This is a genomic window from Mesorhizobium kamtschaticum, from assembly GCF_056174585.1.
The window spans coordinates 5,811,612-5,837,532 of the sequence record NZ_CM149691.1 but is presented as its reverse complement, the minus strand read 5'-3'; the positions used below and the strand labels follow the sequence as shown (position 1 = coordinate 5,837,532).

The window sequence follows — 25,921 nt, the reverse complement described above, 5'->3', positions numbered from 1 at the left end:
CCCGCCGGGTTTTCGATTTCGACTTGCCGAAATCTGTTAGAACGAGCGCTGGAAGCGGAGGATGCCGCCGACGCTGTTCTTCTTGTCGGCGTTGGTCCAGTTGCGATCGTCAACATCTCCGAATTTGCCGTCGTGAGCATAGTCAACTTCGGCCGTAACCGTGAGGCCGGGAACGACGTCATAGGCGATGTTCGCCGCGACGCCATAGTTCTTGTCCCCGTCAACTGACGCCTGGAGGTTGAACGAGGTCTTCTCGTTGAACTTGTAGGTGCCGCCGCCCCACACTGCCCAGTGACCGCCCCACTGCTTGTAGAAGTTGCGGTCGATGTTCTTGTCGGAGCCCCAGCCGCCGATGATGAACAGCGACAGTGCGCTGGTCGCATTCACGTCCAAGCGGACCTTGCCTGCGTACTCATCCCAGGTGCTGTCATAGGCGGCGACGCCACTGATGGCGCCCCAGCCCTGCGTGTACTTCACGCCGCCGACGACGTCCGGTACGTAGCTGTCGATCGAATCATTGCCCGAATTGCTGGCCTGGAAAACTCCGGGCGAAGCGCTGGCGCTACCCGAGCCTTCTTCCAGCGAAACCACAGCCGACAGGCCGTTGCCGGCATCGAAGTAGTACTGCACGACGTTGGTGTCGAAGCCGCCGTAGGGGACGAGCGTGTCGTTGATGACGCTGCCGGCGTAGCCGATGAACGTATCGAAGGCCGATTCATCCTTACCGACGCGCAGGCCGCCGAGCTGGATCCAGGCAAAGTTTAGCGAGATGCCCTTGTTTTCAGCATAATTGTCGCTGCTGTAGTTGTTGTGATTGCCGAAGTTGATGCGGGTCTCGGTATAGGTCTTCAAGGTGCCGAGTTCGGTTTCCTGGCCGGTCCAGGTCTTCAGTGTGAAGCGGGTGTTCTTGAAATAGGTGCTCTGGTCTTTGCCGGACCGCTGATCCTCTGTCTTGGCACCGTCGAACGAGCCGACGTCACCGACGCCGATGTCGTAACGGACATAGCCGCCAATGCGCAGGCAGGTTTCGGTGCCGGGGATGTAGAAGTAGCCGGCGCCGTAGACGTCGCAGATCTTGACGTATTCAGCGGGTTCCGGCTCGGCGACGACGACGGCGTCGGCGGCGCGCGCACCGGAAACTGCGATCAGGGCCGCAGCGGAGCCGAGAAGAAGGCTCTTGATGTTCATTTTCTGACCTCCAGTCAGAATCGAGAGCGGAGGTCAGAGAAAAACAGATTTAATAGCTGTTTTTCGTTTCATATCAGATAGATAGCATTGTGGGTCGTCAGCGGGGCTCGGTTCGCCAAAATCGCTTGTTAGCAAAAGCCTTGCCCGATCCGGTCTTGAAATACCGCTCCAACTGCCGTGCATTGGCCTCGGTTTCGACCGCAATATACGTCTTCAAGGCGACAGGTAGATGAGCCTTTGTCGATGTCACATAGCCTGATTGATGTGATTCGAACCGGCGTCGAAGGTCGTTTGTCGACCCGACATAGACGTCACCATTATGGAGCTGCAGGAAATAAACGTACCACATAGTCCCCCTACGCTACTTCGTAGCTTCGGGCGACACTCCTACGCCCGAATGCGGTTCCGGGTGGCCTGCCACCCGAAGCCCGCAGGGCGTAGGGTGGCGGAGAGGATGGGATTCGAACCCACGAGAAGCTTTTGACCTCTACTCCCTTAGCAGGGGAGCGCCTTCGACCACTCGGCCACCTCTCCGTTGCGCCGCTGGATAAAGAAAAGCGCAGGCACAATCAACAAGCCCCAGCCATTATCTCGGAAAAAGAAGTCATTATATGGAAAAATAACGGCGCGCCGCGCCGTTGGCTTTCCCAGCTGCGGCGGTTCTGCGGCAGATCCCTGGCCAGCGACTCGCCGCTTCGCCTTGATTCCGTCAGTCGGTTGCCGGATTCGGCTGGAAATAAGCGGTTGCGGCAGGCCAGATGGTTAATGAGAGCTTTCTGAGTGAGGCCAAATCGTGTCATTTGTGCAACAACGCCGGGGGATAGCAGCCGAACAGCCCTTTCGCCGGTACGATCGTTGTTGAACGCCGCCGCCTCATGGGTAATGTCGGTTTCGAGGAAGCGGCGCGGTGCGCATCTTTTTCGGTAGTGGGGATGGGGCAGGGAACGCTGTCCTTCAGCAAAGAATACCCAGACCCGTTTTTTAACTTTTGACTGGAGGTCAGAAAATGAACATCAAGAGCCTTCTTCTCGGCTCCGCTGCGGCCCTGATCGCAGTTTCCGGTGCGCGCGCCGCCGACGCCGTCGTCGTCGCCGAGCCGGAACCCGCTGAATACGTCAAGATCTGCGACGTCTACGGCGCTGGCTACTTCTACATCCCCGGCACCGAAACCTGCCTGCGCATTGGCGGCTACGTCCGCTACGACATCGGTGTGGGCGAGCACGGCTCGTTCGATGGCGTAAACCATGTTCCCGATCAGATGGGCGGTGGCGACCATTCGACCTACCAAAAGCAGGCTCGCTTCTCGCTGAAGACCTGGACCGGCCAGGAAACAGAACTCGGCACCTTGAAGACCTATACCGAGACCCGCATCAATTTCGGCAACAATGGCGGCGACTACACCGATCAGAGCACCGGCTACTATGGCAACGCCAAGCGCAATAACTGGCAGGGTCACAACAAGGGCATCTCGCTCAACTTCGCCTGGATCCAGCTCGGTGGTCTTCGCGTCGGTAAGGACGAATCGGCTTACGATACGTTCATCGGTTATGCCGGCAACGTCATCAACGACACGATCGTTCCTTACGGCGGCTTCGACACCAACGTTGTCCAGTACACCTTCGACGCTGGCAACGGTTTCTCGGCCATAGTCTCGCTTGAAGAAGGTTATGGCGGTTACTCGATCGACAGCTACATTCCGCACGTCGTCGGCGGTGTGAAGTGGACCCAGGGTTGGGGTGCGATCACCGGCGTCGTTGCTTACGACAGCACTTTTGAAGAAGTCGCTGGCAAGGTTCGCTTGGACGTTAACGTTTCCAACGCACTGTCGCTGTTCGTGATGGGCGGCTACGGCAACGACAACAACCTCCAAACCTTCCATGGCGACCGCGGCATGTACAAGATCTGGGCCGGCAACTGGGCTTTCTGGGCCGGCGGCACCTACAAGTTCAACGAGAAAACCTCGTTCAACATCCAGGTGTCGGGTGACGAAGAGAAGAACTACGGCGTGGCGGCGAACGTTGCCTACGACGTCGTTCCTGGCCTCACGGTCACTGCCGAAGTCGACTACGACCATGCTGGCAATTTTGGCAGCTTCACGTCCGCCAACGGCGGCAACTGGACTGGCGCCGACAAGAAGAACAGCGTCGGCGGTATCCTCCGCTTCCAGCGCTCCTTCTAAGGGCTGGTTCCTTACAGGTGAAATCCAGCCCGGGCGCGCAAACGCCCGGGCTGTTTTTGTTTCGTGACTGGATCAACGCAAACGAAGGAACAGGGGGAATCGGTAGCTGAATAGATCTGCGGGATGATGTCGTGGGATCCGTTGATGGGCGGATGAGATCACAACCGCGTGATTAAAATCTCTTGAAAGGACGCTTCCAAGCGGGTAGGGCTGATCTATCCACTCGGGGGTGTGATGAATTATGACCAACGAAGCGATTCAAGAGGGTAGCCCCCCGGATCCGTTTTCGATGTTTTCTTCTCAGAACTCAAAGATCAACTACACCTACAATAAGATAAGAGAAGTAAAGTCGTATAGGGTCGGAGAGCTTTTTTCAGCTTACCGGGACATACTGTGGGATGATGGGCGGCATAAATACAATGTCAGCTCCTTCATCGGCGAGATAGACGAGATCCTCCTTGGGGAGCGTTTTAGCGCCGTTGACCAGAGTACCCTTGATAACCTTATCGGCACCTTGCGCCAGCGCGGCAACAGCAACGCAACCATCAATCGAAAGATGGCTGCCCTCAGCAAACTGCTGCGCAAGGCTTACAAGATGGGAGATATCCACAGCCTGCCCGAGTTCCGCCGCCAGAAGGAGCGGGCGGGACGGATTCGCTTCCTCGAGAGAGAGGAAGAGGCAAGGCTGTTCTCCGCCATCAGAAGCCGCAGCGAGGATGCTTACAGGCTTTCCGTCTTCCTGGTCGACACCGGATGCCGTCTCGGCGAAGCGCTCGGGCTGATCTGGAACGACATCCAGGAACATCGCGTCTCCTTCTGGATCACCAAATCCGGCCGCAGCCGCACCATTCCGATGACCGAGCGCGTCAAGGAGGTGATCAAGCTGCCTCCCACTGAAGGGCGCCGCCCCAAAGGCCCGTTCACCAAGCTCAGCCAGGCGCAGTTCCGTGCGATTTGGAACGACGCGAAAGCCGAAGTCGGCCTCGGCGCCGACGATCAGGTCGTGCCGCACATTCTGCGCCACACCTGCGCATCGCGCCTTGTCCAGGGCGGCATCGACATCAGGCGTGTGCAGATGTGGCTCGGCCATCAGACCCTGTCGATGACCATGCGCTACGCGCATCTGGCTACCAACGATCTTGACGGCTGCGTCGTGGTGCTGGAAACGCCGCGAAGCGAAGCGTCGCCGCACGGTGCCGAAAGCTCGGTGTTCTCGTCTCCGTTGACCGCGGCTTCGACGCCAAAGCGGGGCCAGACAGGCGAGGCGGGCACGGCGAAGTCGGCCAAAGCGTCGGGGAAAAGCTCAAAGGCCAAATAGTTCCACCGGCTTGCATATACTGTCATGTTAACCCCAGGGCCAGATCTGGTCTTGGGGTTTACTTTGTTTGGACTAATGCATGTCGCCGAAAAGTGGCCTCGGTTTTGGGAGAACGACATGCATAAAACAAAGACGTAAGGCGCGTCGCATGGATCCGTTCAGACGCGACGCGCTTTAGCGCTCAGCCCGATCAAGGAAGGCCGCTATATCGCCGGGCAAGCTGCCGGTTTCTAGGAATGGTGCGTGACCCTGGCCGTCGACCGTAATCGTTTCCATCGCCGGATGATGCTCTCGCATTTGCCGCATGGTGTCCGCGGACAGCAGTCTCGAATTGGCGCCGCGAATCGTGAGCAAGGGAATGGCCGCCAGCGCGTCGAATTGCGGCCACAGGGCCGGCAATGGCTGGGACAGGTCGAGACTGGCGACCGTCTCGACAAGCTTCGGGTCAAAATCCGGTACCAGCCCTTGATTCGTCTCGCGGTAGAGCGCGCCCACCATCCGCGTCCAGTCAGCGTCGGTGAGCACGGGAAAATCCTTGCCGTGAACGCTGCGCTGGGCATTCACCAACTCGGCGAAAGTTTTCGCCTTCGGCGCGCGTTCAAGATAGGACTGGATGTGGGCGAGGCCGGCCGGCTCGATCACCGGCCCGATGTCGTTGAGAACAATGGCTTTCAGCGCGGCCGGCCGCAGGGCGCCGAGCACATGGATGATCAGCCCGCCGCGTGAGGTGCCGATGAAAGCGGCCTCCTCGATGCCGAGTGCGGCCAGCCCGGCAAGAATGTCGCCGGCTTCGATGCCGACATTATAGTGACCGACATCGGGATCATAGGCGGACTGTCCGCGTCCGCGATAGTCGAAGGCAACCACCTTGCGCGGTACCGACGATCGCGTCGAAAGATAAAGTGCCAGCTCGTGAAAGTCCCGGGCGTTGCGGGTCAGGCCAGGCAGGCAGACGACTGGCCAGTGTCCGGAATTCGCTTCGCCGTAGACGCGCGCATGAAGTCTCAGCCCGTCTGGCGCCGCGTAGAAGAAGTCGGAAAAGCCTTCGGTGCTCGACATCTGAAAAAGACTCCCTGGCCGGATCGTTTCCGAGTGCTACAGACGAGGGCAGGGATGGTCAAATGAAGGTCTTCCCTTCTCCCCTTGCGGGGCAGGGCAATCGCATATGGCGATTTTCTTGGTTTTCCAGATACTTGGCTGGATACCAAGAAAATCGTCGACGCGGACGGTTCGCGATTTGATTCTGATCCGTTCTTGCTCAGATTCGGGTTCGATACCGCGATCGAACGTCGGCAAAAGTGTCTCCCAGCCACTAAGTGGCTGCAAAGACTCAGAAATTCCATATGCGATTGCCCTGCCTTGCGGGGTGAGAAGCGGTCCGCGCAGCGGACGAAAAGCCAATTGCTTGGCTTTTCGAGCTTCGAACGGTGAAGACCCGGTTCGCCTTCGGGCGAAGCAAAAGGTCCAGTGGACCTTTTGAAGGGGCTGAACGCCCGAAGGGCTGGGAGCCTGCGAAGGGCCGGGTGGTGGCTGATCCACCTGCCGGGTCCCCGCTGCTTCGCAGCGCCCCGGCGTTCGCCGGCCTTTCATCGTGCCACTGGCACGATGAATTCGCTGACGCGAACCGGCTGCTCGCCCCACAAGGGGAGAAGGACAAGAAGCCTCAACTGCGCCCGTTCACGAGATCGCCGACGATGTCGTATTTGCCGGAAATACGCATCTTGTAGACCTCGTAATTCTCCATCACGCGCTGCACGTAACTTCTTGTTTCCGTGTAGGGAATCCGCTCGATCCAGTCCACCACCGCATCGATGTCCTTGCCGCGTGGGTCGCCGTATTTCGCCACCCACTGGCTGGCCCGATTGGGCCCGGCATTGTAACCGGCGAAGGTCAGCACGTAGGAGCCGTTGAAACGGTCGAGCTGCTCGCCAAGGAAGGCTGAACCCAGCGTGGCGTTATAGCCGGCGTCGGTGGTCAGCCGTGCCTGAGAAAACTGCAATCCGGCTTTCTTCGCCAATTGCTTGGCGGTTCCCGGCATCAGCTGCAGCAGCCCGCGCGCGCCGGCACTTGATATGGCGCCGACGTTGAATTCGCTCTCCTGGCGGGCAATCGCATAGGCCAGTGCCTTGCCCGAACCGGAAATGTTGGCCGAATCAGGGATGACGCCGAGCGGGTGCGACAGCGCGCCGACATCGATGCCGCGTGCCCCGGCGATCTTGCCGACCTTCAGCGCCATGAAGTGGTTGTCCTGCTTTTCAGCAAGGACAGCGAGCAGCGCCAGTTCGCCCGGGCTGGTCAACTGGCCGGCAAGGTCGCGATAGAGCGTCTCGGCGTAGCGGTCATAGCCTGCCTCTTGCAGCCGCTTGATGGCGCTGACGGCTTCGCGGCCAGCAAAATTCTGCCGGTCGGCGGCACTTGGCGTGGGATAGACGATGTTGAGCGCCTGCCGGCCGACGCGTTCGGCGGCAAGCTGGCCGTAAAAGGTCGTGCCGTAAGCGGCGGCGCGCCCAAAATAATCCTTGGCATTGCCCGGGCCGCCGACTTCCGCCGCGCGGCCGAGCCAGTAATAGGCGCGTGACAGCGTCATCGGTCCCTGAGCGAGGTCGGCGATGCGCGAAAAGTGCGTTGCGGCAAGCTTGGGGTCGTTCAGGCCGCGCAGCGCGTACCAGCCGGCATGGAATTCGGCCTCCGCCGCATTGGCAGCACTTTCGGCGGCATGCGTGGCGACGATCCTGTACGCCGTCTTCATGTCGCCCTGGTCGACCAGTTCGCGCGACAGCACCCGGCGCTCGACCCACCAGGCGTCGGGATCTACCAGAGCCTCGCGGTTCGTCGGCGCTTTCATCACGACGGCCGCGGCACCGGCAAAATCCTCCTGCTTGCGCAGATATTCCGCCTGCGCGAAGAAGTAGCCGGCCGAACGCTGGGATGCCGGCACCGCCTTCAGCAGTTTCAACGCATTCTTGTCGCCTCTGTCGGCCGCGGCCCAGGCCTCGGCAAACTGCTGGGCGCCGGCAAGGCCGGCAATGCGCAGCGCGGAATTCACCCGGTCGGCATAGAACATGCGGTCCATGCGAAAACGATGGTCGGCGGCAGGGATCAGGCTGCCGAATTCCTTGATCAGTGCCGTCTCGTCCTTGGCTTCCAGGATCGCGGTGCGCCAGAACGGCGACAGCACCGAGCGCGCCGCCTTGACGTTGCCTGACGCCACATAGGCGCGGGCGAGAACCATGACGCCTTCGAATGTCTGTGGCTGGCTGCCATCGAACGCCGCAATGACGATGTCGGCGGCGGGGTTTTCCCGATAGAGCGCGCGCTCGCTGTTCTTGCGCAAGGCAACCGTGCCCGGCCAGTTGGGCAGCATCTTCGCGGCCGCGGCGATATCGCCACTCGGCACCTTGTCGCCGCCATAAAGCGCGATCGCCCAGGCCAGTATGTGCTGATCGAGCGATTGAGCGGGAAGCGCATCGCGCACGCCACGGGCGCCGGGAATATCGCCGGCCGCCAGAGCGTCCAGCCCGCTCTTCAACAGCGCGACGCTGGGCGAGGGGGCCTGCTGTGCGCTGTCCAGCGGGCTCGGCACCGGAATCGCCGAGGTGACCCGCACATCGACGCTGCCGCTGATCGCCACGCCGGGCATCAGCCCGGCAATGGCGCCAAGCAGCGCGAAGAGGTGAGGCCGACGGGTCGGCATGATCTCGTGTCTTTCCCTAATCCAGCATGTTATCAGCAGGCGAAGAAGCCTCGAAGCCTAAACTTAGGTCGTGAAGGGCTCGTAAACAAAGAGTTATCGAGGCCGTTCGAATTGCGCTTGCTGGCACCATGGCAATGCTTGCCGCGCAACCATGTCGAGACTATGGTGCGCCGCTTCGCTTTCGGTTAGAAGGCGCGCACGACAAAACACCGGTGCATGTCGCCCAAAAGTGGATACCGGTTTTGGGATAACGACATGCATAAACCGAAGATGCATGTCGCCCAAAAGTGGATACCGGTTTTGGGAATAACGACATGCATAAACAAAGAAGTCCCAAGGAGTTGGACGACATGCTGAGAGGCTCGCTTACTGCGCTCGTGACACCGTTCGAAAAGAGCGGGCGTTTCGACGAGAAAGCCTTTCGCGCGTTTGTCGAATGGCAGCTAGGGGAAGGCACGACGGGTCTGGTTCCGGTGGGCACGACCGGCGAGTCGCCGACGCTGTCGCATGATGAGCACCGCCATGTCATCAAGGTCTGCATCGAGGTGGCCAAGGGTCGCGTCCCGGTCGTCGCCGGTGCTGGCTCCAACAATACCGAAGAAGCGGTCGGGCTTGTACAATATGCCGAGAAGGCCGGCGCGGATGCCGCCCTGGTCGTCACACCCTATTACAACAGGCCGACGCAGCGCGGCCTCTACGAGCACTTCGCCGCTGTCGCCAGGGCGACCAAGCTGCCGATCATCATCTACAACATTCCGCCGCGCTCGGTGATCGACATGATGCCCGAGACGATGGGCCGGTTGGCGCACGACTTCAAGAACATCGTCGGCGTCAAGGATGCCACCGGCAAGGTCGAGCGTGTCTCCGAGCAACGGATGACATGTGGCAAGGATTTCATCCAGCTCTCCGGCGAGGACGCTTCGGCACTCGGCTTCAACGCGCATGGCGGCGTCGGCGCTATTTCGGTGACTTCGAACGTCGCGCCGCGGCTCTGCGCGGAGTTTCAGGAGGCGACCCTGTCCGGTGACAGCGCCAAGGCGCTGGAGTTGCAGGACCGCCTGCTGCCATTGCACAAGGCGATCTTTATCGAACCCGGCGTTTCCGGCGCAAAGTATGCGCTTTGGAAGCTCGGCAAGGTCGAGAACGTGCTTCGGTCGCCGCTTGTCACGGTCGAGGAGTCGACTGCGTTAAAGCTTGACGCGGCATTGAAGCACGCCGGCTTGATTAATTAGGGATGAGGCGCCACCTCTCCACATCATGAATCAAGTCAGAAAAGCCGATCCCAACAACAAGACTGTTGCGGAAAACCGCAAGGCGCGGTTTTCCTATGAGGTGCTCGACACGGTCGAGGCCGGCCTTGTGCTGACCGGCACCGAGGTCAAGTCGCTGCGTCAGGGTCAGGCCAACATCCAGGACAGCTACGCCTCGGTCGAGGGCGGCGAGATCTGGCTGATCAATTCGTATCTGCCGGAATATCTGCAAGCCAACCGCTTCAACCACGAGCCCAGGCGGCGTCGCAAACTCCTGCTCAACAAGCGTGAGATGGCGAAACTGTCGCAAAGCGTCGACCGTGAAGGCATGACGCTGGTGCCGCTAAAGATCTATTTCAACGATCAGGGCCGCGCCAAGCTGCTGCTCGCCGTCGGACGAGGCAAGAAATTGCACGACAAGCGCGAGACCGAAAAGCAGCGCGACTGGTCGCGCGAGAAGGGCCGGCTTCTCAAGGAGCGCGGGTAAGGAAACATCGGGCGATAGCCCCAGAAAAGCCAACGATTTGGCTTTCAAGTTTCAACCCATCAGTCAGGACGACAACCGGGGGATGGTCTTGAAAAACCGGATTGTTCTCTGGGGCGTGGCCAGCGTGGTTGTTGCGGGCCTCATCATCGCCGGCGGCTTCGTCTACTTCCACACCTATTCTCCCGACCGTGGCAAATATCCGCTTAGAGGTATCGACGTTTCCCATCATCAGGGCCAGATCGACTGGCGGCGCGTTGCCGCCGACGATGTCGCCTTCGCCGTGATCAAGGCGACCGAGGGCGGCGACCATGTCGATGATGCCTTTGCCACCAATCTGCGTGAGGCGCGTGCGGCTGGCCTTGCCGTCGGCGCCTATCATTTCTTCACCTTCTGCCGGCCGGGCGCCGACCAGGCAAAGAATTTCATCTCGGTCGTGCCGCACGATCAGCCCTTGCTGCCGCCGGTCGTCGATATCGAGTTCGGCGGCAATTGTCCGCAGCGTCCGTCGCCCGAACAGTTGAATGCCGAACTCCAGGCTTTCCTCGGACCCGTCGAGGCGGCGTTCGGCAAGACGGCAATCGTCTATCTGACCGATGAGGCCGAGGCCGCCTATGCCGGGCAGATCGTCGCTCGCCCGCTCTGGCTTCGCTCACTGCTGGTGGAACCGGACCGCCACGACTGGATCTATTGGCAGTACCACAACATGGGGCGCGTGGACGGCATTGTGGGCGACGTAGACCTGAACGTTCTTCGGGGCGGGCAGGACAGATTGGCGTCTCTGCTTGCGTCGGTGAATTGAGGTGTCGAATCGTTTGGGACACCGCAGGCCCGAATCTGTTTCTTCATAAATCTGGCTATGCCATTGAACTCATTGATGGTTCGGTCGGCTCCGCATTAAGCCTGCTGTGCCGCGCGTCTTGCCATCACTGAAAAGCCCATCCCTGTGGCCATGATCGCTATCGCTGCGAATTGGATCGCAGTGGGTGTTTCGCCGAGCACGACCATGCCGACCGCCACCGTGGCGATCGGTACGCCCGGCATGAACAGCGATGCCGCCTGCGACCCGAGTTGCCCGACGATGTAGGTATAGAGGAACATGGCGGCCGCACCGGCAAGAAGGCCCTGGATAACGACCTGGCTGACGATCTCGGCACCTGCCGCGGCATGGAAACCGCTTGGTGCGAAGAGGGCGAGAAAGGGCAACGGCACGCAAGACAGGAGCACCACGGTCGCGGTCGCCGTGACCGGATCGACACGCCATTGCCGCACAAGCGTTGCATAGACGGAAAACATGAGGCCCGATCCGACGAACAGCAGGTCGCCGAGGAGAATTTCATTGCCGCCGCCGCGTGCCGGCGCGATGAACAACAGCAGCCCGACGATTATGGTGGCGACGCCGATAGTGCGTTGATGCGAGGCGCGCTCCAAAAAGAGCGATAGCAGGAACGAGAAGAACACAATCGAGGCGGGGCAAAGTGCTGCGCCATGGACGGCAGGCGCATAGGTGAGTCCCCAATTGATGATCAGCGGATAAGGCAATCCGGCCAGCATCGCCAATACCAGTGCCCGCCGCCAGCCCAATGCCTTCATCCGCGAAAAGCCGCTTCGCCAGACGATCGGCAGGAAGGCTGCAGCCGCACCGGCAAAGCGCAGGGTCGCCATGTCGGTCGCCGTCAGATGGTCTCTGAGGCTGAAGCGGGCGGCGACGAATTGCACCGCATAGATACCGATCATGGTCAGCCCGGCGATGATTGCCAGCTTTGCGTTTCCTGTGCTTTCTGCCACGTCCCAGCCGCCTGTAACCGACATCGCCGCCGGACTGTCCCGAACGTCGCGGCAAGCACAGGATATTGCTGGTAAAGCCGTGATTGAATATGCTTCTTTCAAGAAAATTGAGTGAAATTCACGCGAACGGGGCGGTAGAAAGTGAATCCTGAATCAGCTGGTCTCGACGCCATCGACCGCAGTCTCCTGCGATTGCTGCAGGAAGATGGACGCCGCACCACGCTCGATCTGGCAGCCCGCGTCGGCCTCTCGCCGACCGGCACCAGCCAGCGCGTGAAACGCCTGTTCCGCGACGGGTTCATCACTGCTGTCAGGGCCGTGCTCAATCCGGCGAAGATTGGTCGCGGCACGCTTGTCTTCATCGAGGTGCGGCTGGATCACACGGCTCCGCATGTCTTTGACCGTTTCGCCGAGGCGGTGGCAAAGGCGCCCGAGGTTCTGGAGTGCCATATGGTCGTCGGCGGCTTCGACTATCTGGTGAAGGCGCGCATTGCCGAAATGGCCGATTATCAGGATTTTCTGAAGCGTGTGATCCTGCCACTGCCGGGGGTGAAGGAGACACACACCTACGCGTCGATCGGCGACGTGAAACCCGATGCCCTGCTGCCGGTGTGAACCCTGCCAGTCCTTACCGCCGCCGCTTCAAGCCGCTGCCTGCGAAACCTGCGGCGCCAGCGTCACATTCGCATCGCCCCACACTTTCAAGGCTGTGATCACCGGCTCCAGGCTTCTGCCGCGCGGCGTCAGGCTGTATTCCACCTTCGGCGGCACTTCCGGATAGATCTTGCGGGCAATCAGCCCATCGGCTTCCAATTCGCGCAACTGGTTGGTCAGCATGCGCTGCGTGCAGTTGGGAATGCGCCGGCGGATCTCGTTGAAGCGCAGCGTGCCCTCGAACAAATGGTAGAGCACGACGCCTTTCCACTTTCCGTCGATATAGCGGAGCGTTCCCTCCACGGTACAGCCTGGGCTGCAATCGAAACGCTCATGGCGAATGCGCGGCATGACGGTATCCTTTTCGACACTATGTGCTTTATATGTGCATTCTTGCGCTTTGCGCACATAATCCGCATCTCTGCCCCAGACAAAGCTCAACAGCAATCGCGGAGACCAGAATGCGCGCCGTCGGCTATCAAATCCCAGCTCCCATCACCGATGAGGCCTCCCTTGTCGATATCGACCTGCCCAAGCCGGAGCCGAAAGGCCGTCAACTGCTGGTCGAGGTGAAGGCAATTTCGGTCAATCCGGTCGACACCAAAATCCGGAAAAGTGCCAAGCCCGAAGCGGGAGCGTGGCGGGTGCTTGGTTGGGACGCCGCCGGTCGGGTCGCGGCGACCGGTCCGGATGCCAGCCTGTTCAAGCCTGGTGACGATGTCTTCTATTCCGGTGCGCTCGCGCCGCAGGGCACCAATGCCGAGTTCCACCTTGTCGATGAGCGTCTTGTCGGCCGCAAGCCCGGCTCGCTCGATTATGCGCAGGCTGCGGCGCTGCCGCTGACGGCGATCACCGCCTTTGAGGCGCTGTTCGACCGCCTTGACGTGAAGAGGCAGGTCGTCGGTGCCGCGAATGCCATCGTGATCATCGGCGGCGCCGGTGGCGTCGGCTCGATTGCGGTCCAGCTTGCCCGCCAACTGACCGATCTGACGGTGATCGCCACCGCATCAAGGCCTGAAACACGCGACTGGGTGCTTGGGCTTGGCGCGCATCATGTCATCGACCATTCCAAGCCGCTCAGCAGTGAAGTCGCAGCCCTCGGCATCGGCGCACCAGCCTTCGTGTTCTCGACAACCAACACCGACCGGCACCTCGCCGAGATCGCTGAATTGATCGCACCGCAGGGCCGGTTCGGCTTGATCGACGACCCTCAAACGCTCGATATCAATCCGTTCAAGCGCAAGAGTGTTTCGGTGCATTGGGAACTGATGTTCACCCGCTCGCTGTTCGAGACGCAGGACATGGCCGCACAGGGCGAGCATCTGAACGAGCTGTCACGCCTTGTCGATCAAGGCACCATCCGCACCACTTTGGGCGAAACCTTCGGTCGTATCAATGCCGCCAATCTGAAGCGCGCTCATGCCCTGATCGAGACCGGCAAGGCCAAGGGCAAGATTGTCCTCGAAGGCTTTTGATCCGGGGTCGCCCAGCCGAATCTAACTCTGCAGGAAAGCTTCTATCTGGCTAAAAACATTGACGAACATCTCCTCCGTCAAGACGCCGGTGTTGGTGTTGTAGCGCGAGCAGTGGTAGCTCGAAAACAGCGTGATGCCGCCGGCCGGCAATTGCCCGCCATGCTTGAACGGGTAGGCGGCGACACGCCCGCCCAGAGCGCGCACCGTCGACTGGTGCGCGATCGACCCCAGCGCCAGCACGGCGCGCAGATTGGGAAAGCGAGCGATCGTCGGTACCAGGAATGTCCGGCAGGTGGAGATTTCGGCGCCGACCGGCTTGTTCTCTGGCGGCACGCAGCGCACCGCATTGGTGATCGCCGTGGCGACAAGCTCCAGGCCGTCATCTGGCCGCGCCTTGAACTCACCGCGCGCAAAGCCGTGTGCGATCAGCGTTGAGTAGAGTAGATCGCCGGCATAGTCGCCGGTGAAGGGACGCCCGGTTCGATTTGCGCCGCGCAGGCCGGGTGCCAGTCCAACGATCAAAAGCTGAACGGCTTCATCGCCCTCGAGTGGCAAAAAAGTCGGCACCGGCGCGTTGAACCAGGACGGCTCGCGCTGCCGCCACTCGGCGATGAAGTCATGCAGCCGCGGGCAGAGCGGGCAGTCGCGGTTCGGTTCGGAAGCGGAAAGCGCGGTCAAGGCGACCGCCCTCAGTAGTCGTCCTCGTCGACTTCAGCCGGTTCGGGCCGCCGCACGGGCCGTTCGGAGGGGTCGCGGCCGACTTCGCTCTTCAGCGTCGTCAGGTCGATGAAATGGTCGGCCTGGCGGCGCAGATCGTCGGAAATCATCGGCGGCTGCGAGGCCATGGTCGAGACAATCGACACTTTGCGGCCACGCCGCTGCAGCGCCTCGACCAGCGTGCGGAAGTCGCCATCGCCGGAGAAGATGACATAGTGGTCGACGACATCGGCGAGTTCCAGCGCATCGACGGTGAGTTCGATGTCCATGTTGCCCTTGATCTTGCGGCGGCCGGTCGAGTCGGTGAATTCCTTGGCCGGCTTGGTCACCACCTTGAAGCCGTTGTAGTCGAGCCAGTCGATCAGGGGGCGGATCGAGGAGTATTCCTGATCCTCGACCAGCGCCGTGTAATAATAGGCGCGCAAGAGATAGCCGCGCTTCTGGAAGCTCGACAGCAGCTTGCGGTAGTCGATGTCGAAGCCGAGCGCCCGCGACGTGGCGTAGAGATTGGCGCCGTCGATGAACAGCGCGATTTTTTCACGAGGGTCGAACATGGAAAATATTCCTTTTCGAAAAATGCGGCCGTCTAAACGAAATGCGGTAGCGACTATCGGTCTGGCTCATAATAAACCGGCTGACCTTGTCCATCCGAGATAACGCCAGTTTGGTGGCAATCCAAGGCGTGATGGGGCAATGCAAGCAATTGTGATCGCGGCGTCGAACGCCATGGACACAACGGCGTTCCGCTTCAATCGGGTGTTTGACCGCGCGATTGAGTGCCCTGCAGCGCCGACTTTGGCATGATGCTTGTATTTTGACGGCGTTCGGGTTATGGACCGCGCCTGTTTTCCATCAAATCCAGGCATGAAAGGGGCAGTCCATGGCCCGCGTAACCGTTGAAGATTGCATCGACAAGGTCGACAACCGCTTCGAGCTGGTGCTTTTGGCCGGCCACCGTGCTCGCCAGATCAGCCAGGGCGCGCAGATCACCGTTCCTCGCGACAACGACAAGAACCCGGTTATCGCCTTGCGCGAGATCGCCGACGAGACGCTGTCGCCCGATGATCTCAAGGAAGATCTGATCCATTCGCTGCAGAAGCATGTCGAGGTCGATGAGCCCGAAGCCGATGGCGAGGTGATCGCCGACCAGACCAGCGGCGCCGTTGCGGCCGCCGACACCGATGATGCCGAGGAAAATGTCACGTTCGATCGGATGACCGAGGAAGACCTGCTCGCCGGCATCGAGGGTCTGGTTCCCCCGGAAAAGAGCGACGACTACTAAGCGAGTGCTCTGGACCTGCCTGAATACGTTTCCGGCACTTCCGTCCAGTCAGTTTCGTGGCTATCTATGAGATGCGCCGTACGCTAGTGCGGCGCATCAATCATTTCAGCACCGCGAGATTCCGCCCATGATGCGTCAGTATGAGCTTGTCGAGCGCGTCCAGCGCTACAAGCCTGACGTCAACGAGGCGTTGCTCAACAAGGCCTATGTCTATGCCATGCAAAAGCATGGCCACCAGAAGCGCGCTTCGGGCGACCCCTATTTCTCGCATCCGCTCGAAGTCGCCGCCATCCTCACCGAAATGCACATGGACGAGGCGACGATCGCCGTCGCTTTGTTGCACGACACCATCGAGGACACCACGGCCACGCGGGCCGAGATCGACGATCTGTTCGGCCCCGAAATGGGTAAGCTGGTCGAGGGCCTGACCAAGCTGAAGAAGCTCGATCTCGTCTCGAAGAAGGCCGAGCAGGCGGAGAACCTGCGCAAGCTGCTGCTGGCGATCTCGGAAGATGTCCGCGTGCTGCTGGTCAAGCTCGCCGACCGTTTGCACAACATGCGCACCCTCGACCACATGCCCGAGGCCAAACGCCTGCGCATTGCCGAGGAGACGATGGACATCTATGCGCCGCTGGCCGGGCGCATGGGCATGCAAGGCATGCGCGAGGAGCTGGAAGAGATCGCCTTCCGCTTCATCAATCCGGAAGCCTATCGCGCGGTCACCGCCCGGCTTGCCGAGATATTCGAACGCAACAAGGGCGTGCTGACCGACATTGAAAAGGCGCTGTCGGCGCTGTTTGAAAAGCATGCCATCAACGCCGGCGTGAAGAGCCGGCAGAAAAAGCCCTGGTCGGTGTTCCGCAAGATGGAGGCCAAGGCGCTGTCCTTCGAGCAGCTGTCCGACATTTTCGGCTTCCGCGTCGTCGTCGACAGCGTCGAAGACTGCTATCGCGCGCTCGGCGCCATCCACACGACATGGTCGATGGTGCCAGGCCGCTTCAAGGACTACATCTCGACGCCGAAGCAGAACGACTACCGCTCGATCCACACCACCATCGTCGGGCCGTCGCGCCAGCGCGTCGAACTGCAGATCCGCACCCGCGAGATGAACAAGATCGCCGAATACGGCGTCGCGGCGCACTCGATCTACAAGGACACCGGCGGCAAGACCAACGGTGCCGGCCATGCGATCTCGAAGGAGACCAACGCCTATGCCTGGCTGCGGCGCACCATCGAGCAGCTCGCCGAAGGCGACAATCCCGAGGATTTCCTCGAAAACACCAAGCTGGAACTGTTCCAGGACCAGGTGTTCTGCTTCACGCCGAAGGGCATGCTGATTGCCTTGCCGCGTGGCGCCACCCCCATCGATTTCGCCTATGCGGTGCACACCGATGTCGGCGACACCTGCGTCGGCGCCAAGGTCAATGGCCGCATCATGCCGCTGATGACGGAACTGAAAAACGGCGACGAGGTCGAGATCATCCGCTCCAAGGCGCAGGTGCCGCCGGCGGCGTGGGAATCGGTCGTCGTCACCGGCAAAGCCCGCGCCGCCATCCGCCGTGCCACCAAGAACGCCATCCGCAAGCAGTATTCGGGTCTTGGCGCGCGCATTCTGGAACGCGCCTTCGAACGGGCCGGCAAGACCTTCACCAAGGAAAGCCTGAAGCCGGTGCTGCACCGGCTGGCGCGCAAGGATATCGAGGACGTGCTGGCGTCGGTCGGCCGTGGCGAACTGGCCTCTACCGACGTCATGAAGGCGGTCTTCCCTGACTACAAGGACGAGCGTGTCACGTCGGCAGCGCCCAAGCCGCGCGAGGAGGGCTGGTCGAAGATCCGCAATGCTGCAGGCATGCTGTTCCAGATTCCAGGTCGCGCCGCCCGCAAGGACAAGGACCAGCCGCGCGACGGTGCAGTGCCGATCCGTGGCGTGCGCGGCGACTTGCCGGTGCGCTTCGCGCCGGAAGGCGCAGTGCCTGGCGACCGCATCGTCGGCATCGTCCAGCCGGGCACCGGCATCACCATCTATCCGATCCAGTCGCCGGCGCTGCAGGCCTTCGACGACCAGCCCGAGCGCTGGATCGACGTGCGCTGGGACATTGACGAACGCACCAAGGAACGCTTTCCCGCGCGTGTCTCGGTCACCGCCATCAATGCGCCGGGATCGCTGGCCGATATCGCCCAGGTCGTTGCGTCCAACGACGCCAACATCCATACGCTGTCGATGGTGCGCACCGCACCCGACTTCACCGAAATGCTGATCGATCTCGAAGTCTGGGATCTGAAGCATCTCAACCGGCTGCTGTCGCAGCTCAAGGACAATTCGAGCGTCAGCGATGCACGGCGTGTGAATGGCTGACGCGGCTGATCTATGAGGGGATAGGCGCAAATGAAGACCGATGAAGTGCTGGGCATTTTCCGCGAGGCGGGTGCTGTTCTGGAGGGGCATTTCATCCTGACGTCGGGCCTGCGCAGCCCGGTCTTCCTGCAGAAGGCCCGCGTGTTCATGCATGCCGATAAGACCGAGCGCTTGTGCAAGGCGCTGGCCGAGAAGATCCGCGCCGCGGTGCCGGGCAAGATCGACTATGTCGTCGGCCCGGCGATCGGCGGTCTGATCCCGGCCTACGAAACCTCGCGCCATCTCGGCGTGCCGGCGATCTGGGTCGAGCGGGAAGGGGGCGAGTTCCGCCTGCGCCGCTTCGAAATCGCCAGGGGTGCCCGTGTCGTCATCGTCGAGGATATCGTCACCACCGGCCTGTCGATCCGCGAAACCATCGAATGCCTGCGCGAGCTTGGCGCCGAGGTGGTGGCCGCCGCCTGCATCATCGACCGTTCGGCCGGCAAAACCCATGTCGGCGTGCCGCTGATCGCGCTCGCCGAATACGAGGTTCCGGCCTATCCGCCGGACCGGCTGCCGCCGGAGCTTGCCGCGCTGCCGGCGATCAAGCCCGGCAGCCGCAATATCTGACCATGCATGTCGCCCAAAAGTGTGCAGCGGTTTTGGGAGTGACGACATGCATGAAAGCAAATTGGCGATGATCGTCGGCATCGATCATTTCGTATTGACGGTGGCGTCGCTCGAGGCGACCTGCGCCTTTTACCAGCGCGTGCTGGGCTTTGAGCGCATCGATACGCCGGGCCGACCGACGGCGCTGGCTTTTGGCAGCCAGAAGATCAATGTCCACGAAGTCCGCCGCACTTTCGAGCCGAAGGCGAAGGTGCCGACGCCAGGGTCAGGCGATTTCTGCCTGATCACCGAACGGCCGCTCGACGAAATCCGTGCCCGTCTCGAAGCCAATGACGTTGCGCTCGAACTGGGACCGGTCGAACGCATCGGGGCGCCGGGTCAGATGATGTCTGTCTATTTTCGCGATCCGGACGGCAACCTTGTCGAAGTCAGCCAGTACTTGCGGTAGTGTCTCAAGCATCCGGCTGCGACAATAAGCCGAAGCCATTCTCAAATTCGCCGTGATTGTCCGGTGTTGGAAGAGGGAACCTTACCAAAAATTATGGCGGTGCGGTCGCTGAGCAGCTGGCCTTTGGTTGTTGTGGGGGTTCGAGATGGCTATATCAAAGTGGCGATTGCCTTTGGGCGACCGTAAAGCGCAAGATGTGGCGGTCGAAGTCCGGCTGGAAACAGTCGGCATGTAAGCCGTAAGTTATCGGGAATAGGACAAGAGTGCTTTTTCGTCGCCGCAAGCCTGATGGCCTTTTCGAGCGGGTGCGCACCTATCTGTGGCCGCGCCGGTCGTTTTCGCGCTCGCTTCAGTATTTCTCGAAGCGCATTCTGCGGCTGAAGGCCACGCCGCATGCGGTGGCCGCCGGTGTCGCGGCCGGTGTCTTCGCTTCGTTCTTTCCCGTGGGCTTCCATTTCATCATTGCCGCCGTTCTGTGCTGGGTGATCGCCGGCAATCTGGTGGCGGCGGCACTCGGCGCTGTTTTGTTCGGCAATCCGCTGACCTTTCCCATTCTGTGGGGCGCATCCTGGGAAACCGGCAAGCTCATCCTGCACGATCGCCTGCCGGCGCATGGTCCGCCGGCGCATCTGGGCGAGATGCTGCACACGCTTTCCTTCGCGAAACTGTGGCATCCCGTGCTGGAGCCCATGCTGATCGGCGCGGTGCCGCTCGGGCTGGTGTTCGGCCTCCTGTTCTACGGTGTCACGCGCTGGGGCATGACTGTCTTTCGCGAGCAAAGGCGCAAGCGGTTGGCCGAGCGCGCGCAGCGCCACGCGCAATCGTCTCATCCCGGCGGAAGCGTTGGTTCCGCCGCACAATGATCATCGGCATCGGCAGCGATCTGATCGATATCAGGCGCATCGAGAAATCGCTGGAGCGTCACGGCCAGCGCTTCGTCCAGAGGATCTACACCGAGATCGAACAGGCGCGTTCGGAGAACCGTCGTGCCCGCGCCGCCTCCTACGCCAAGCGCTTCGCCGCCAAGGAAGCTTGCGCCAAGGCGCTCGGTACCGGTCTGGCGCAAGGCGTGTTCTGGCGCGACATGGGTGTCGTCAACCTGCCCAGCGGCGCGCCAACCATGGCACTGACCGGCGGTGCACTGGTACGGCTGCAAAAAATCCTGCCGAAAGGGCATCGGGCGGCGATCCACCTCACCATCACGGATGATTTCCCCCTCGCTCAAGCCTTTGTGATCATCGAGGCGTTGCCCGTCGAAGAAGCGCCACATTGATTGCATCTGACGACCGGCATTGACGTTGCCCAGCGCGCGCCGAGACTCTATACCATCCAACGCACAATCGAGGACGACATGAGCGTGGCTGAAAAATCTCAGAAGAAATCCGGCGGGCTTGGCGAAACCGTCAGCGTCATCGTCCAGGCGCTTTTGCTCGCCCTGGTCATCCGCACGCTGTTGTTCCAGCCCTTTTCGATCCCGTCGGGATCGATGCGGCCGACACTTCTGGAAGGCGACTATCTGTTCGTCACCAAATGGTCCTACGGCTACTCCCGCTATTCGCTGCCTTTCGGCCCTGACATTTTCTCGGGTCGCATCTGGGGCTCCGAGCCCAAGCGCGGCGACGTGGTGGTGTTCAAGTTCCCACCGGATCCGTCCGTCGACTACATCAAGCGCGTGGTCGGCCTGCCTGGCGACAAGATCCAGATGAAGAACGGCCAGCTGTTCATCAATGGCGTCGGCGTGCCACGCGTGAAGACCGGCCAGATCGACAATCCCGACATCACCGAAATGCCTCAGCCGATCGATGTCTACCGGGAAACCCTGCCCAACGGCGTCAGCTACGACACGCTTGACCTCAATCCGAATTCGATCGGCGACAACACGCGTGAATTCGATGTGCCGCCCGGCCATTATTTCATGATGGGCGACAACCGCGACAATTCCGCCGACAGCCGTTTCACGGTCGGCTACGTTCCGGCGGAGAACCTGGTTGGCCGCGCCAATCTCGTTTTCTTCTCGATTGCCGGCAAGGCAAGCCCGCTCGAAATCTGGAAATGGCCGTCGCTGATGCGCGCTTCGCGCCTGTTCCACTTCGTCAATTAGGGATGGCAGCGGCGAAACGCCTGACCGCCGATGCGCTCGCCGAAGCGCTTGTGGAACGCACGGGCCATGCCTTTGCCGACCGCCAGCGCCTGCAGCGTGCGCTAACCCATGCCAGTGCCCGCAGCGCCAATGCCGGCACCGATTATGAGCGTTTCGAATTTCTCGGCGACCGGGTTCTCGGCCTGGTTGTTGCCGACATGCTGCTGGCCGCGTTTCCCGATGCGGCGGAAGGCGAGTTGTCTCTGCGGCTCAATGCACTGGTCAATGCCGAGGCGCTTTCGGACATCGCCGAGGATATCGGGCTGCCGGAGTTGATCCGCGCTGGATCGGATGTGCGCGGGCTCGCGGGGCGCAAGCGCGTCAATCTGCGCGCCGACGCCTTGGAATCGCTGATCGCCGTGCTCTATCTCGATGGTGGGCTGGAGGCGGCGAGCGCTTTCATCCACAAATACTGGCAGCCACGTTCGCAGGCTTCGGGCGCGGCACGCCGTGACGCCAAGACCGAATTGCAGGAATGGGCGCATCAGGCGGCGAGTGCCGTTCCTGCCTACCAGATCGACAGCCGCGAGGGGCCGGACCACGATCCGTTGTTCACCGTCAGCGTCAAGGTTGGTGCATTTCAGCCGGCGACAGGCAGCGGCCGTTCCAAGCGCGAGGCCGAGCAGGCGGCTGCGGCTGCCCTTCTGTTGCGCGAAGGTGTATGGAGCGTGGCATGACGGATATTGAAACTGCCGAAGCCCCTGCCACCCATTCCGGCTTCGTCGCGCTGATCGGCGCGCCCAATGCCGGCAAATCGACGCTGGTCAACCAGTTGGTCGGCGCCAAGGTGTCGATCGTCACCCACAAGGTGCAGACGACACGCGCCATCGTGCGCGGCATCGCCACGCATGACAATGCGCAGATCGTGTTCGTCGACACGCCGGGCATCTTCAAGCCCAAGCGGCGCCTCGACACGGCTATGGTCACCACCGCCTGGGGTGGCGCCAAGGACGCAGATATCGTGCTTCTACTGATCGACGCCGAGCGCGGCATCCGCGGCGATGCCGACGCGATCCTGGAGCGATTGAAGGACGTGCGCCAGCCGATGGTGCTGATCCTCAACAAGGTCGACCGGGTCAAGCACGAGACGCTTCTGGCCCTGTCCGCGGCAGCGAACGAAAAGGTGCCGTTCAAGCGCACCTTCATGGTCTCGGCGCTGACCGGCTCCGGCTGCAAGGACCTGCTCGACTATCTGGCGCAGGCGCTGCCGGCCGGCCCGTGGTATTATCCGGAAGACCAGATCTCGGACCTGCCGATGCGCCAGCTGGCGGCCGAAATCACGCGCGAAAAACTGTATCTGCGGCTGCATCAGGAACTGCCCTATTCCTCGCATATCGAGACCGAGAAATGGGAAGAGAAGCCGGACGGCTCGGTGCGCATCGACCAGACCATCTATGTCGAGCGCGACAGCCAGAAGAAGATCGTGCTCGGCCACAAGGGCGAAACCATCCGCGCCATCGGCCAGGCAGCGCGCATGGAAATAGCAGGCATCCTCGAACAGAAGGTGCATCTGTTTCTGTTCGTAAAAGTGCGCGAGAACTGGGGCGACGACCCCGAGCGCTACCGCGAGATGGGTCTCGAATTCCCGCATTAAATGGACGGCAAGCTCACCATCGATACGGCTTTGGTCCGCCGGTTGGTCGCCACGCAATTCCCCCAGTGGAGGGATCTTGCCGTCAGGCCGGTTGCATCAGGCGGATGGGACAACAGGACCTTTCATCTCGGCGACGGGATGACCGTGCGGCTGCCAAGCGCTGCCGCGTATTCCCTGCAAGGGGAAAAGGAACATCGCTGGCTGCCGCGGCTGGCGCCGCTTTTGCCTCTGCCCATCCCGGTACCGCTGGCGATGGGCGTCCCGGCTGGCGGTTACCCCTGGCATTGGTCCATCTATGGCTGGATCGAGGGCGAGACCGCGAGGCGAGAGAACATCGCCGATCTGTCGAAATTCGCCGCGGATCTGGCCGGATTCCTGATTGCATTGAAACGCATCGATCCGAACGGCGGCCCGTCGCCAGGCCAGCATAACTTCTTTCGAGGCGGACCGCTGAGCGTCTATGACGGCGAGACAAGGCAAGCGATCACCGCACTCGGCAGTCGCATCGATGCCAGTGCGGCGAGTGCCGTTTGGGAAGCAGCCCTTGCCGCGACCTGGCAGGGACCACCTGTCTGGTTCCATGGCGATGTTGCCTCGGGAAATCTGCTCGTCGAGGACGGCCGCTTGAGCGCCGTGATCGACTTCGGCACGTCAGGCGTCGGCGATCCCTCCTGCGACATGGTGATCGCCTGGACCTTGTTTGAGGGTGAGAGCAGGGAGGTTTTCCGCACCGGTCTTGCCGTTGATGATGCGACCTGGGCGCGCGGGCGTGGCTGGGCGCTGTGGAAGGCACTGATCACGGTCGCTGGCCATACGAACGATCAGGCAGAAGTCGAAAAGTCTCGGCAGGTGATCGGCGAAGTGCTGGCCGATTACGAGAACTCAGCCTGACGTGATTCCGCGATCGCCCTTGTTTGTTACTCGCCTGCTTTTGTCGCGCTGGGCTTGAGAAAGCGGTCCCGCACCTGCTCACGTTGAGCCGGTGGCTGTCACAATCGATAGCGCCGGAGCGTGCGCCGGCCTGTTTCGAGTCGCCTTCGCGAGATTTGGCCGACTTGGCAGGCGGCGTTGGAGTTCCTTTGCGTCATCGCAGGTGGAGGATGCCAGCCTAGCTGCTGAACGAAACGTAACAGTTACTTTTCAAGACAAGTAGCCAAAAAATGCCATTTTTAGGCTAATGATTGGAAATATCTCGTGCAGGACACATAGTTAGCCGAGAAACTATCCGAATATATATTGAATATATGACGTTGTGCCAATTGTGCCATTCGTCATATGGGCCAGTGTTATTTGTGCAACACAGCATTAATCTGTTCACAGAATCGCCTTTATTTCCAAAACCGTCATTGAACGCGGAAGATTGATGGGTATGTTCGCCGCGAAAAGGGGACGCGGTGCGAGCCTTTTTCGTTGTGGGGGTGAGGCGGGAAAACATATCCGCCAGCCACAAATCCGAAGCCATTTTTAACTTTGACTGGAGAGGTCAGAAAATGAACATCAAGAGCCTCCTTCTCGGCTCAGCCGCGGCCCTGATCGCGGTTTCCGGCGCTCGCGCCGCGGACGCGGTTGTCGTCGCCGAGCCGGAACCGGCCGAATACGTCAAGATCTGCGACGTCTACGGCGCCGGCTACTTCTACATTCCGGGCACCGAAACCTGCCTGCGCATCGGCGGCTATGTCCGTTACGATATCGGCGTCGGTGATGCCGGCTCGTTGGATGGTGTCAACCATGTCCCGGATCGCATGAATGCCGGTGACGATCATTCGACCTACTACAAGAACACCCGCTTCACGCTGAAGACCTGGACCGGCCAGGAAACCGAACTCGGCACCCTGAAGACCTACACCGAGACGCGCATCAATTTCGGCAACAAGTCTGGCGACTATACCAATCAAAAAGCTAGCAGCGCCAATGACTGGCAGGCCGTTAACAAGACGCCTATTTCGCTGCGTTTCGCCTGGATTCAGCTTGGCGGCCTGCGCGTCGGCAAGGACGATACAGCTTTCGATACGTTCATCGGCTATGCCGGCAACGTCATCCAGGATACTCTGGTTCCGTATGGCGGGCAGGAGAGCAACGTCGTTCAGTACTACTTCGACGGAGGCAACGGGCTGACGGGGCTGGTTTCGCTTGAAGAAGGCGCTGGCACCGGCACCATCGACAGCTACGTGCCGCATGTGGTCGGCGGCTTGAAGTACAAGGGTGACTGGGGCGCGATCACAGGCGTCGTCGCCTATGACAGCAACTACGAGGAAGTGGCCGGCAAGGTTCGTTTGGACGTGAATGTCAGCAAGGCATTTTCGCTGTTCATCATGGGGGGCTACGGCTCGGACAACAACCTCAACGATCCAACCAACTTCGTCAATGCAAAAGGTCGCGGCTTCTACAAGCAGTGGGGCGGCAACTGGGCAGTCTGGGGCGGCGGCACCTACAAGTTGAACGACAAGACTGCGTTCAATGCCCAGGTCTCCTATGATGACTGGAAGAACCTCGGCATCGCCGCCAACGTTGCCTATACCGTTGTGCCCGGCTTTACGGTCACTGCTGAAGTCGACTACCTCAATGCAGGTAAGTTCGACGACGCCGACTTCAACAACTGGACCAAGGCTACCAAGAAGAGCAGCCTCGGCGGCATCCTCCGCTTCCAGCGCAACTTCTAATCGATCGACTGACCTTACCAGGCCGCCCGCAGCGTATCGCTGCGGGCGGTTTTTTATGTGTTCTTGCGAGCGTTGGCCCCGGCGC

The 25,921-nt window shown here is 60.8% G+C and carries 27 protein-coding genes and 1 tRNA gene; 19 read left to right on the top strand and 9 right to left on the bottom strand.

Going from position 1 to position 25,921, the window contains the following annotated elements; genetic code table 11:
- Positions 1-36 precede the first annotated feature (36 nt).
- The 3 genes from AC0V7N_RS29170 to AC0V7N_RS29160 form a co-directional block, all read right to left on the bottom strand.
- Positions 37-1,188, bottom strand: a complete 1,152-nt coding sequence (locus AC0V7N_RS29170; protein ID WP_475451646.1) for a porin — start codon at positions 1,186-1,188, stop codon at positions 37-39.
- Between the two features lie 97 nt (positions 1,189-1,285).
- Positions 1,286-1,537, bottom strand: a complete 252-nt coding sequence (locus tag AC0V7N_RS29165; protein ID WP_475451645.1) for a GIY-YIG nuclease family protein — start codon at positions 1,535-1,537, stop codon at positions 1,286-1,288.
- Positions 1,538-1,631: 94 nt separating this feature from the next.
- Positions 1,632-1,722 (bottom strand) — tRNA-Ser (locus AC0V7N_RS29160).
- Between the two features lie 472 nt (positions 1,723-2,194).
- Here AC0V7N_RS29160 and AC0V7N_RS29155 point away from each other — a divergent pair.
- Positions 2,195-3,367: a porin gene (locus AC0V7N_RS29155; protein ID WP_475451644.1), complete on the top strand. Its 1,173-nt coding sequence runs from the start codon at positions 2,195-2,197 to the stop codon at positions 3,365-3,367.
- 241 nt (positions 3,368-3,608) lie between these two features.
- Complete coding sequence (locus AC0V7N_RS29150; RefSeq protein ID WP_475451643.1) at positions 3,609-4,685, top strand: tyrosine-type recombinase/integrase; 1,077 nt, start codon at positions 3,609-3,611, stop codon at positions 4,683-4,685.
- Positions 4,686-4,859: 174 nt separating this feature from the next.
- Here AC0V7N_RS29150 and AC0V7N_RS29145 read toward each other — a convergent pair whose 3' ends face one another.
- Positions 4,860-5,744 (bottom strand): alpha/beta fold hydrolase, encoded by an 885-nt coding sequence (locus tag AC0V7N_RS29145; protein WP_475451642.1) that lies wholly within the window; start codon positions 5,742-5,744, stop codon positions 4,860-4,862.
- Between the two features lie 604 nt (positions 5,745-6,348).
- A complete protein-coding gene (locus AC0V7N_RS29140; RefSeq protein WP_475451641.1) occupies positions 6,349-8,379 on the bottom strand; it encodes a lytic transglycosylase domain-containing protein in 2,031 nt (676 codons plus the stop codon).
- Between the two features lie 350 nt (positions 8,380-8,729).
- Here AC0V7N_RS29140 and dapA point away from each other — a divergent pair, with 350 nt between their 5' ends.
- The 3 genes from dapA to AC0V7N_RS29125 all read left to right on the top strand — a co-directional run bounded on the left by dapA (position 8,730) and on the right by AC0V7N_RS29125 (position 10,915).
- Positions 8,730-9,611 carry a 4-hydroxy-tetrahydrodipicolinate synthase gene (dapA, locus tag AC0V7N_RS29135; RefSeq protein WP_496628033.1) on the top strand — a complete coding sequence of 294 codons (882 nt, stop codon included), beginning with the start codon at positions 8,730-8,732 and terminating at the stop codon, positions 9,609-9,611.
- 25 nt (positions 9,612-9,636) lie between these two features.
- A complete protein-coding gene (gene smpB / locus AC0V7N_RS29130) occupies positions 9,637-10,116 on the top strand; it encodes an SsrA-binding protein SmpB (RefSeq protein ID WP_224622928.1) in 480 nt (159 codons plus the stop codon).
- 88 nt (positions 10,117-10,204) lie between these two features.
- Positions 10,205-10,915, top strand: a complete 711-nt coding sequence (locus AC0V7N_RS29125) for a glycoside hydrolase family 25 protein (protein WP_475451640.1) — start codon at positions 10,205-10,207, stop codon at positions 10,913-10,915.
- A gap of 95 nt (positions 10,916-11,010) precedes the next feature.
- Here the strand turns inward: AC0V7N_RS29125 and AC0V7N_RS29120 are convergent, their stop codons facing one another.
- A complete protein-coding gene (locus tag AC0V7N_RS29120) occupies positions 11,011-11,850 on the bottom strand; it encodes an EamA family transporter (RefSeq protein ID WP_496627443.1) in 840 nt (279 codons plus the stop codon).
- Here AC0V7N_RS29120 and AC0V7N_RS29115 point away from each other — a divergent pair.
- Both AC0V7N_RS29115 and AC0V7N_RS29110 read left to right on the top strand, forming a co-directional pair.
- Positions 11,849-12,016 (top strand): hypothetical protein, encoded by a 168-nt coding sequence (locus AC0V7N_RS29115; RefSeq protein WP_496627442.1) that lies wholly within the window; start codon positions 11,849-11,851, stop codon positions 12,014-12,016. The genes AC0V7N_RS29120 and AC0V7N_RS29115 overlap by 2 nt on opposite strands.
- Positions 12,017-12,042: 26 nt before the next feature.
- Positions 12,043-12,516, top strand: coding sequence for an Lrp/AsnC family transcriptional regulator (locus AC0V7N_RS29110; protein WP_475451637.1), 474 nt, complete (start codon positions 12,043-12,045; stop codon positions 12,514-12,516).
- A gap of 27 nt (positions 12,517-12,543) precedes the next feature.
- Here AC0V7N_RS29110 and AC0V7N_RS29105 read toward each other — a convergent pair whose 3' ends face one another.
- Positions 12,544-12,906: a winged helix-turn-helix transcriptional regulator gene (locus AC0V7N_RS29105; protein WP_027045275.1), complete on the bottom strand. Its 363-nt coding sequence runs from the start codon at positions 12,904-12,906 to the stop codon at positions 12,544-12,546.
- A gap of 110 nt (positions 12,907-13,016) precedes the next feature.
- Between AC0V7N_RS29105 and AC0V7N_RS29100 the strand changes: the two genes are divergently transcribed.
- A complete protein-coding gene (locus AC0V7N_RS29100; RefSeq protein WP_475451636.1) occupies positions 13,017-14,030 on the top strand; it encodes a zinc-binding alcohol dehydrogenase family protein in 1,014 nt (337 codons plus the stop codon).
- A 21-nt stretch (positions 14,031-14,051) separates the two neighbouring features.
- On the opposite strand, the gene AC0V7N_RS29095 is transcribed toward AC0V7N_RS29100, so the two are convergent.
- Together AC0V7N_RS29095 and AC0V7N_RS29090 are read right to left on the bottom strand one after the other, a co-directional pair.
- Complete coding sequence (locus AC0V7N_RS29095) at positions 14,052-14,708, bottom strand: uracil-DNA glycosylase (RefSeq protein ID WP_475451634.1); 657 nt, start codon at positions 14,706-14,708, stop codon at positions 14,052-14,054.
- Between the two features lie 11 nt (positions 14,709-14,719).
- On the bottom strand, positions 14,720-15,301 hold the full coding sequence (locus tag AC0V7N_RS29090) for a LabA-like NYN domain-containing protein (RefSeq protein WP_172230683.1): 582 nt from the start codon (positions 15,299-15,301) through the stop codon (positions 14,720-14,722).
- Positions 15,302-15,627: 326 nt separating this feature from the next.
- Between AC0V7N_RS29090 and rpoZ the strand changes: the two genes are divergently transcribed.
- The 11 genes from rpoZ (at position 15,628) to AC0V7N_RS29035 (ending at position 25,836) form a co-directional block, all read left to right on the top strand.
- The gene (gene rpoZ / locus AC0V7N_RS29085; RefSeq protein WP_475451633.1) at positions 15,628-16,029 is read left to right on the top strand and encodes a DNA-directed RNA polymerase subunit omega; all 402 of its coding nucleotides are present in this window, start codon (positions 15,628-15,630) and stop codon (positions 16,027-16,029) included.
- A 127-nt stretch (positions 16,030-16,156) separates the two neighbouring features.
- A complete protein-coding gene (locus AC0V7N_RS29080; RefSeq protein ID WP_172230677.1) occupies positions 16,157-18,385 on the top strand; it encodes a RelA/SpoT family protein in 2,229 nt (742 codons plus the stop codon).
- A gap of 30 nt (positions 18,386-18,415) precedes the next feature.
- On the top strand, positions 18,416-18,994 hold the full coding sequence (gene pyrE, locus AC0V7N_RS29075; protein ID WP_475451631.1) for an orotate phosphoribosyltransferase: 579 nt from the start codon (positions 18,416-18,418) through the stop codon (positions 18,992-18,994).
- Positions 18,995-19,040: 46 nt separating this feature from the next.
- Positions 19,041-19,442: a VOC family protein gene (locus AC0V7N_RS29070; protein ID WP_475451630.1), complete on the top strand. Its 402-nt coding sequence runs from the start codon at positions 19,041-19,043 to the stop codon at positions 19,440-19,442.
- 263 nt (positions 19,443-19,705) lie between these two features.
- The gene (locus AC0V7N_RS29065) at positions 19,706-20,305 is read left to right on the top strand and encodes a DUF2062 domain-containing protein (protein WP_475451629.1); all 600 of its coding nucleotides are present in this window, start codon (positions 19,706-19,708) and stop codon (positions 20,303-20,305) included.
- Positions 20,302-20,715, top strand: coding sequence for a holo-ACP synthase (gene acpS, locus AC0V7N_RS29060; RefSeq protein WP_475451628.1), 414 nt, complete (start codon positions 20,302-20,304; stop codon positions 20,713-20,715). The genes AC0V7N_RS29065 and acpS overlap by 4 nt, the downstream gene beginning before the upstream one ends.
- A gap of 78 nt (positions 20,716-20,793) precedes the next feature.
- The gene (lepB, locus tag AC0V7N_RS29055; RefSeq protein ID WP_027045285.1) at positions 20,794-21,543 is read left to right on the top strand and encodes a signal peptidase I; all 750 of its coding nucleotides are present in this window, start codon (positions 20,794-20,796) and stop codon (positions 21,541-21,543) included.
- A gap of 2 nt (positions 21,544-21,545) precedes the next feature.
- Complete coding sequence (rnc, locus tag AC0V7N_RS29050; protein ID WP_475451627.1) at positions 21,546-22,259, top strand: ribonuclease III; 714 nt, start codon at positions 21,546-21,548, stop codon at positions 22,257-22,259.
- The gene (era, locus tag AC0V7N_RS29045; protein ID WP_475451626.1) at positions 22,244-23,176 is read left to right on the top strand and encodes a GTPase Era; all 933 of its coding nucleotides are present in this window, start codon (positions 22,244-22,246) and stop codon (positions 23,174-23,176) included. Before rnc ends, era begins: the two co-directional genes overlap by 16 nt.
- On the top strand, positions 23,177-24,067 hold the full coding sequence (locus AC0V7N_RS29040) for an aminoglycoside phosphotransferase family protein (RefSeq protein ID WP_475451625.1): 891 nt from the start codon (positions 23,177-23,179) through the stop codon (positions 24,065-24,067).
- 599 nt (positions 24,068-24,666) lie between these two features.
- Positions 24,667-25,836: a porin gene (locus AC0V7N_RS29035; RefSeq protein WP_475451624.1), complete on the top strand. Its 1,170-nt coding sequence runs from the start codon at positions 24,667-24,669 to the stop codon at positions 25,834-25,836.
- Positions 25,837-25,921: the final 85 nt, after the last annotated feature.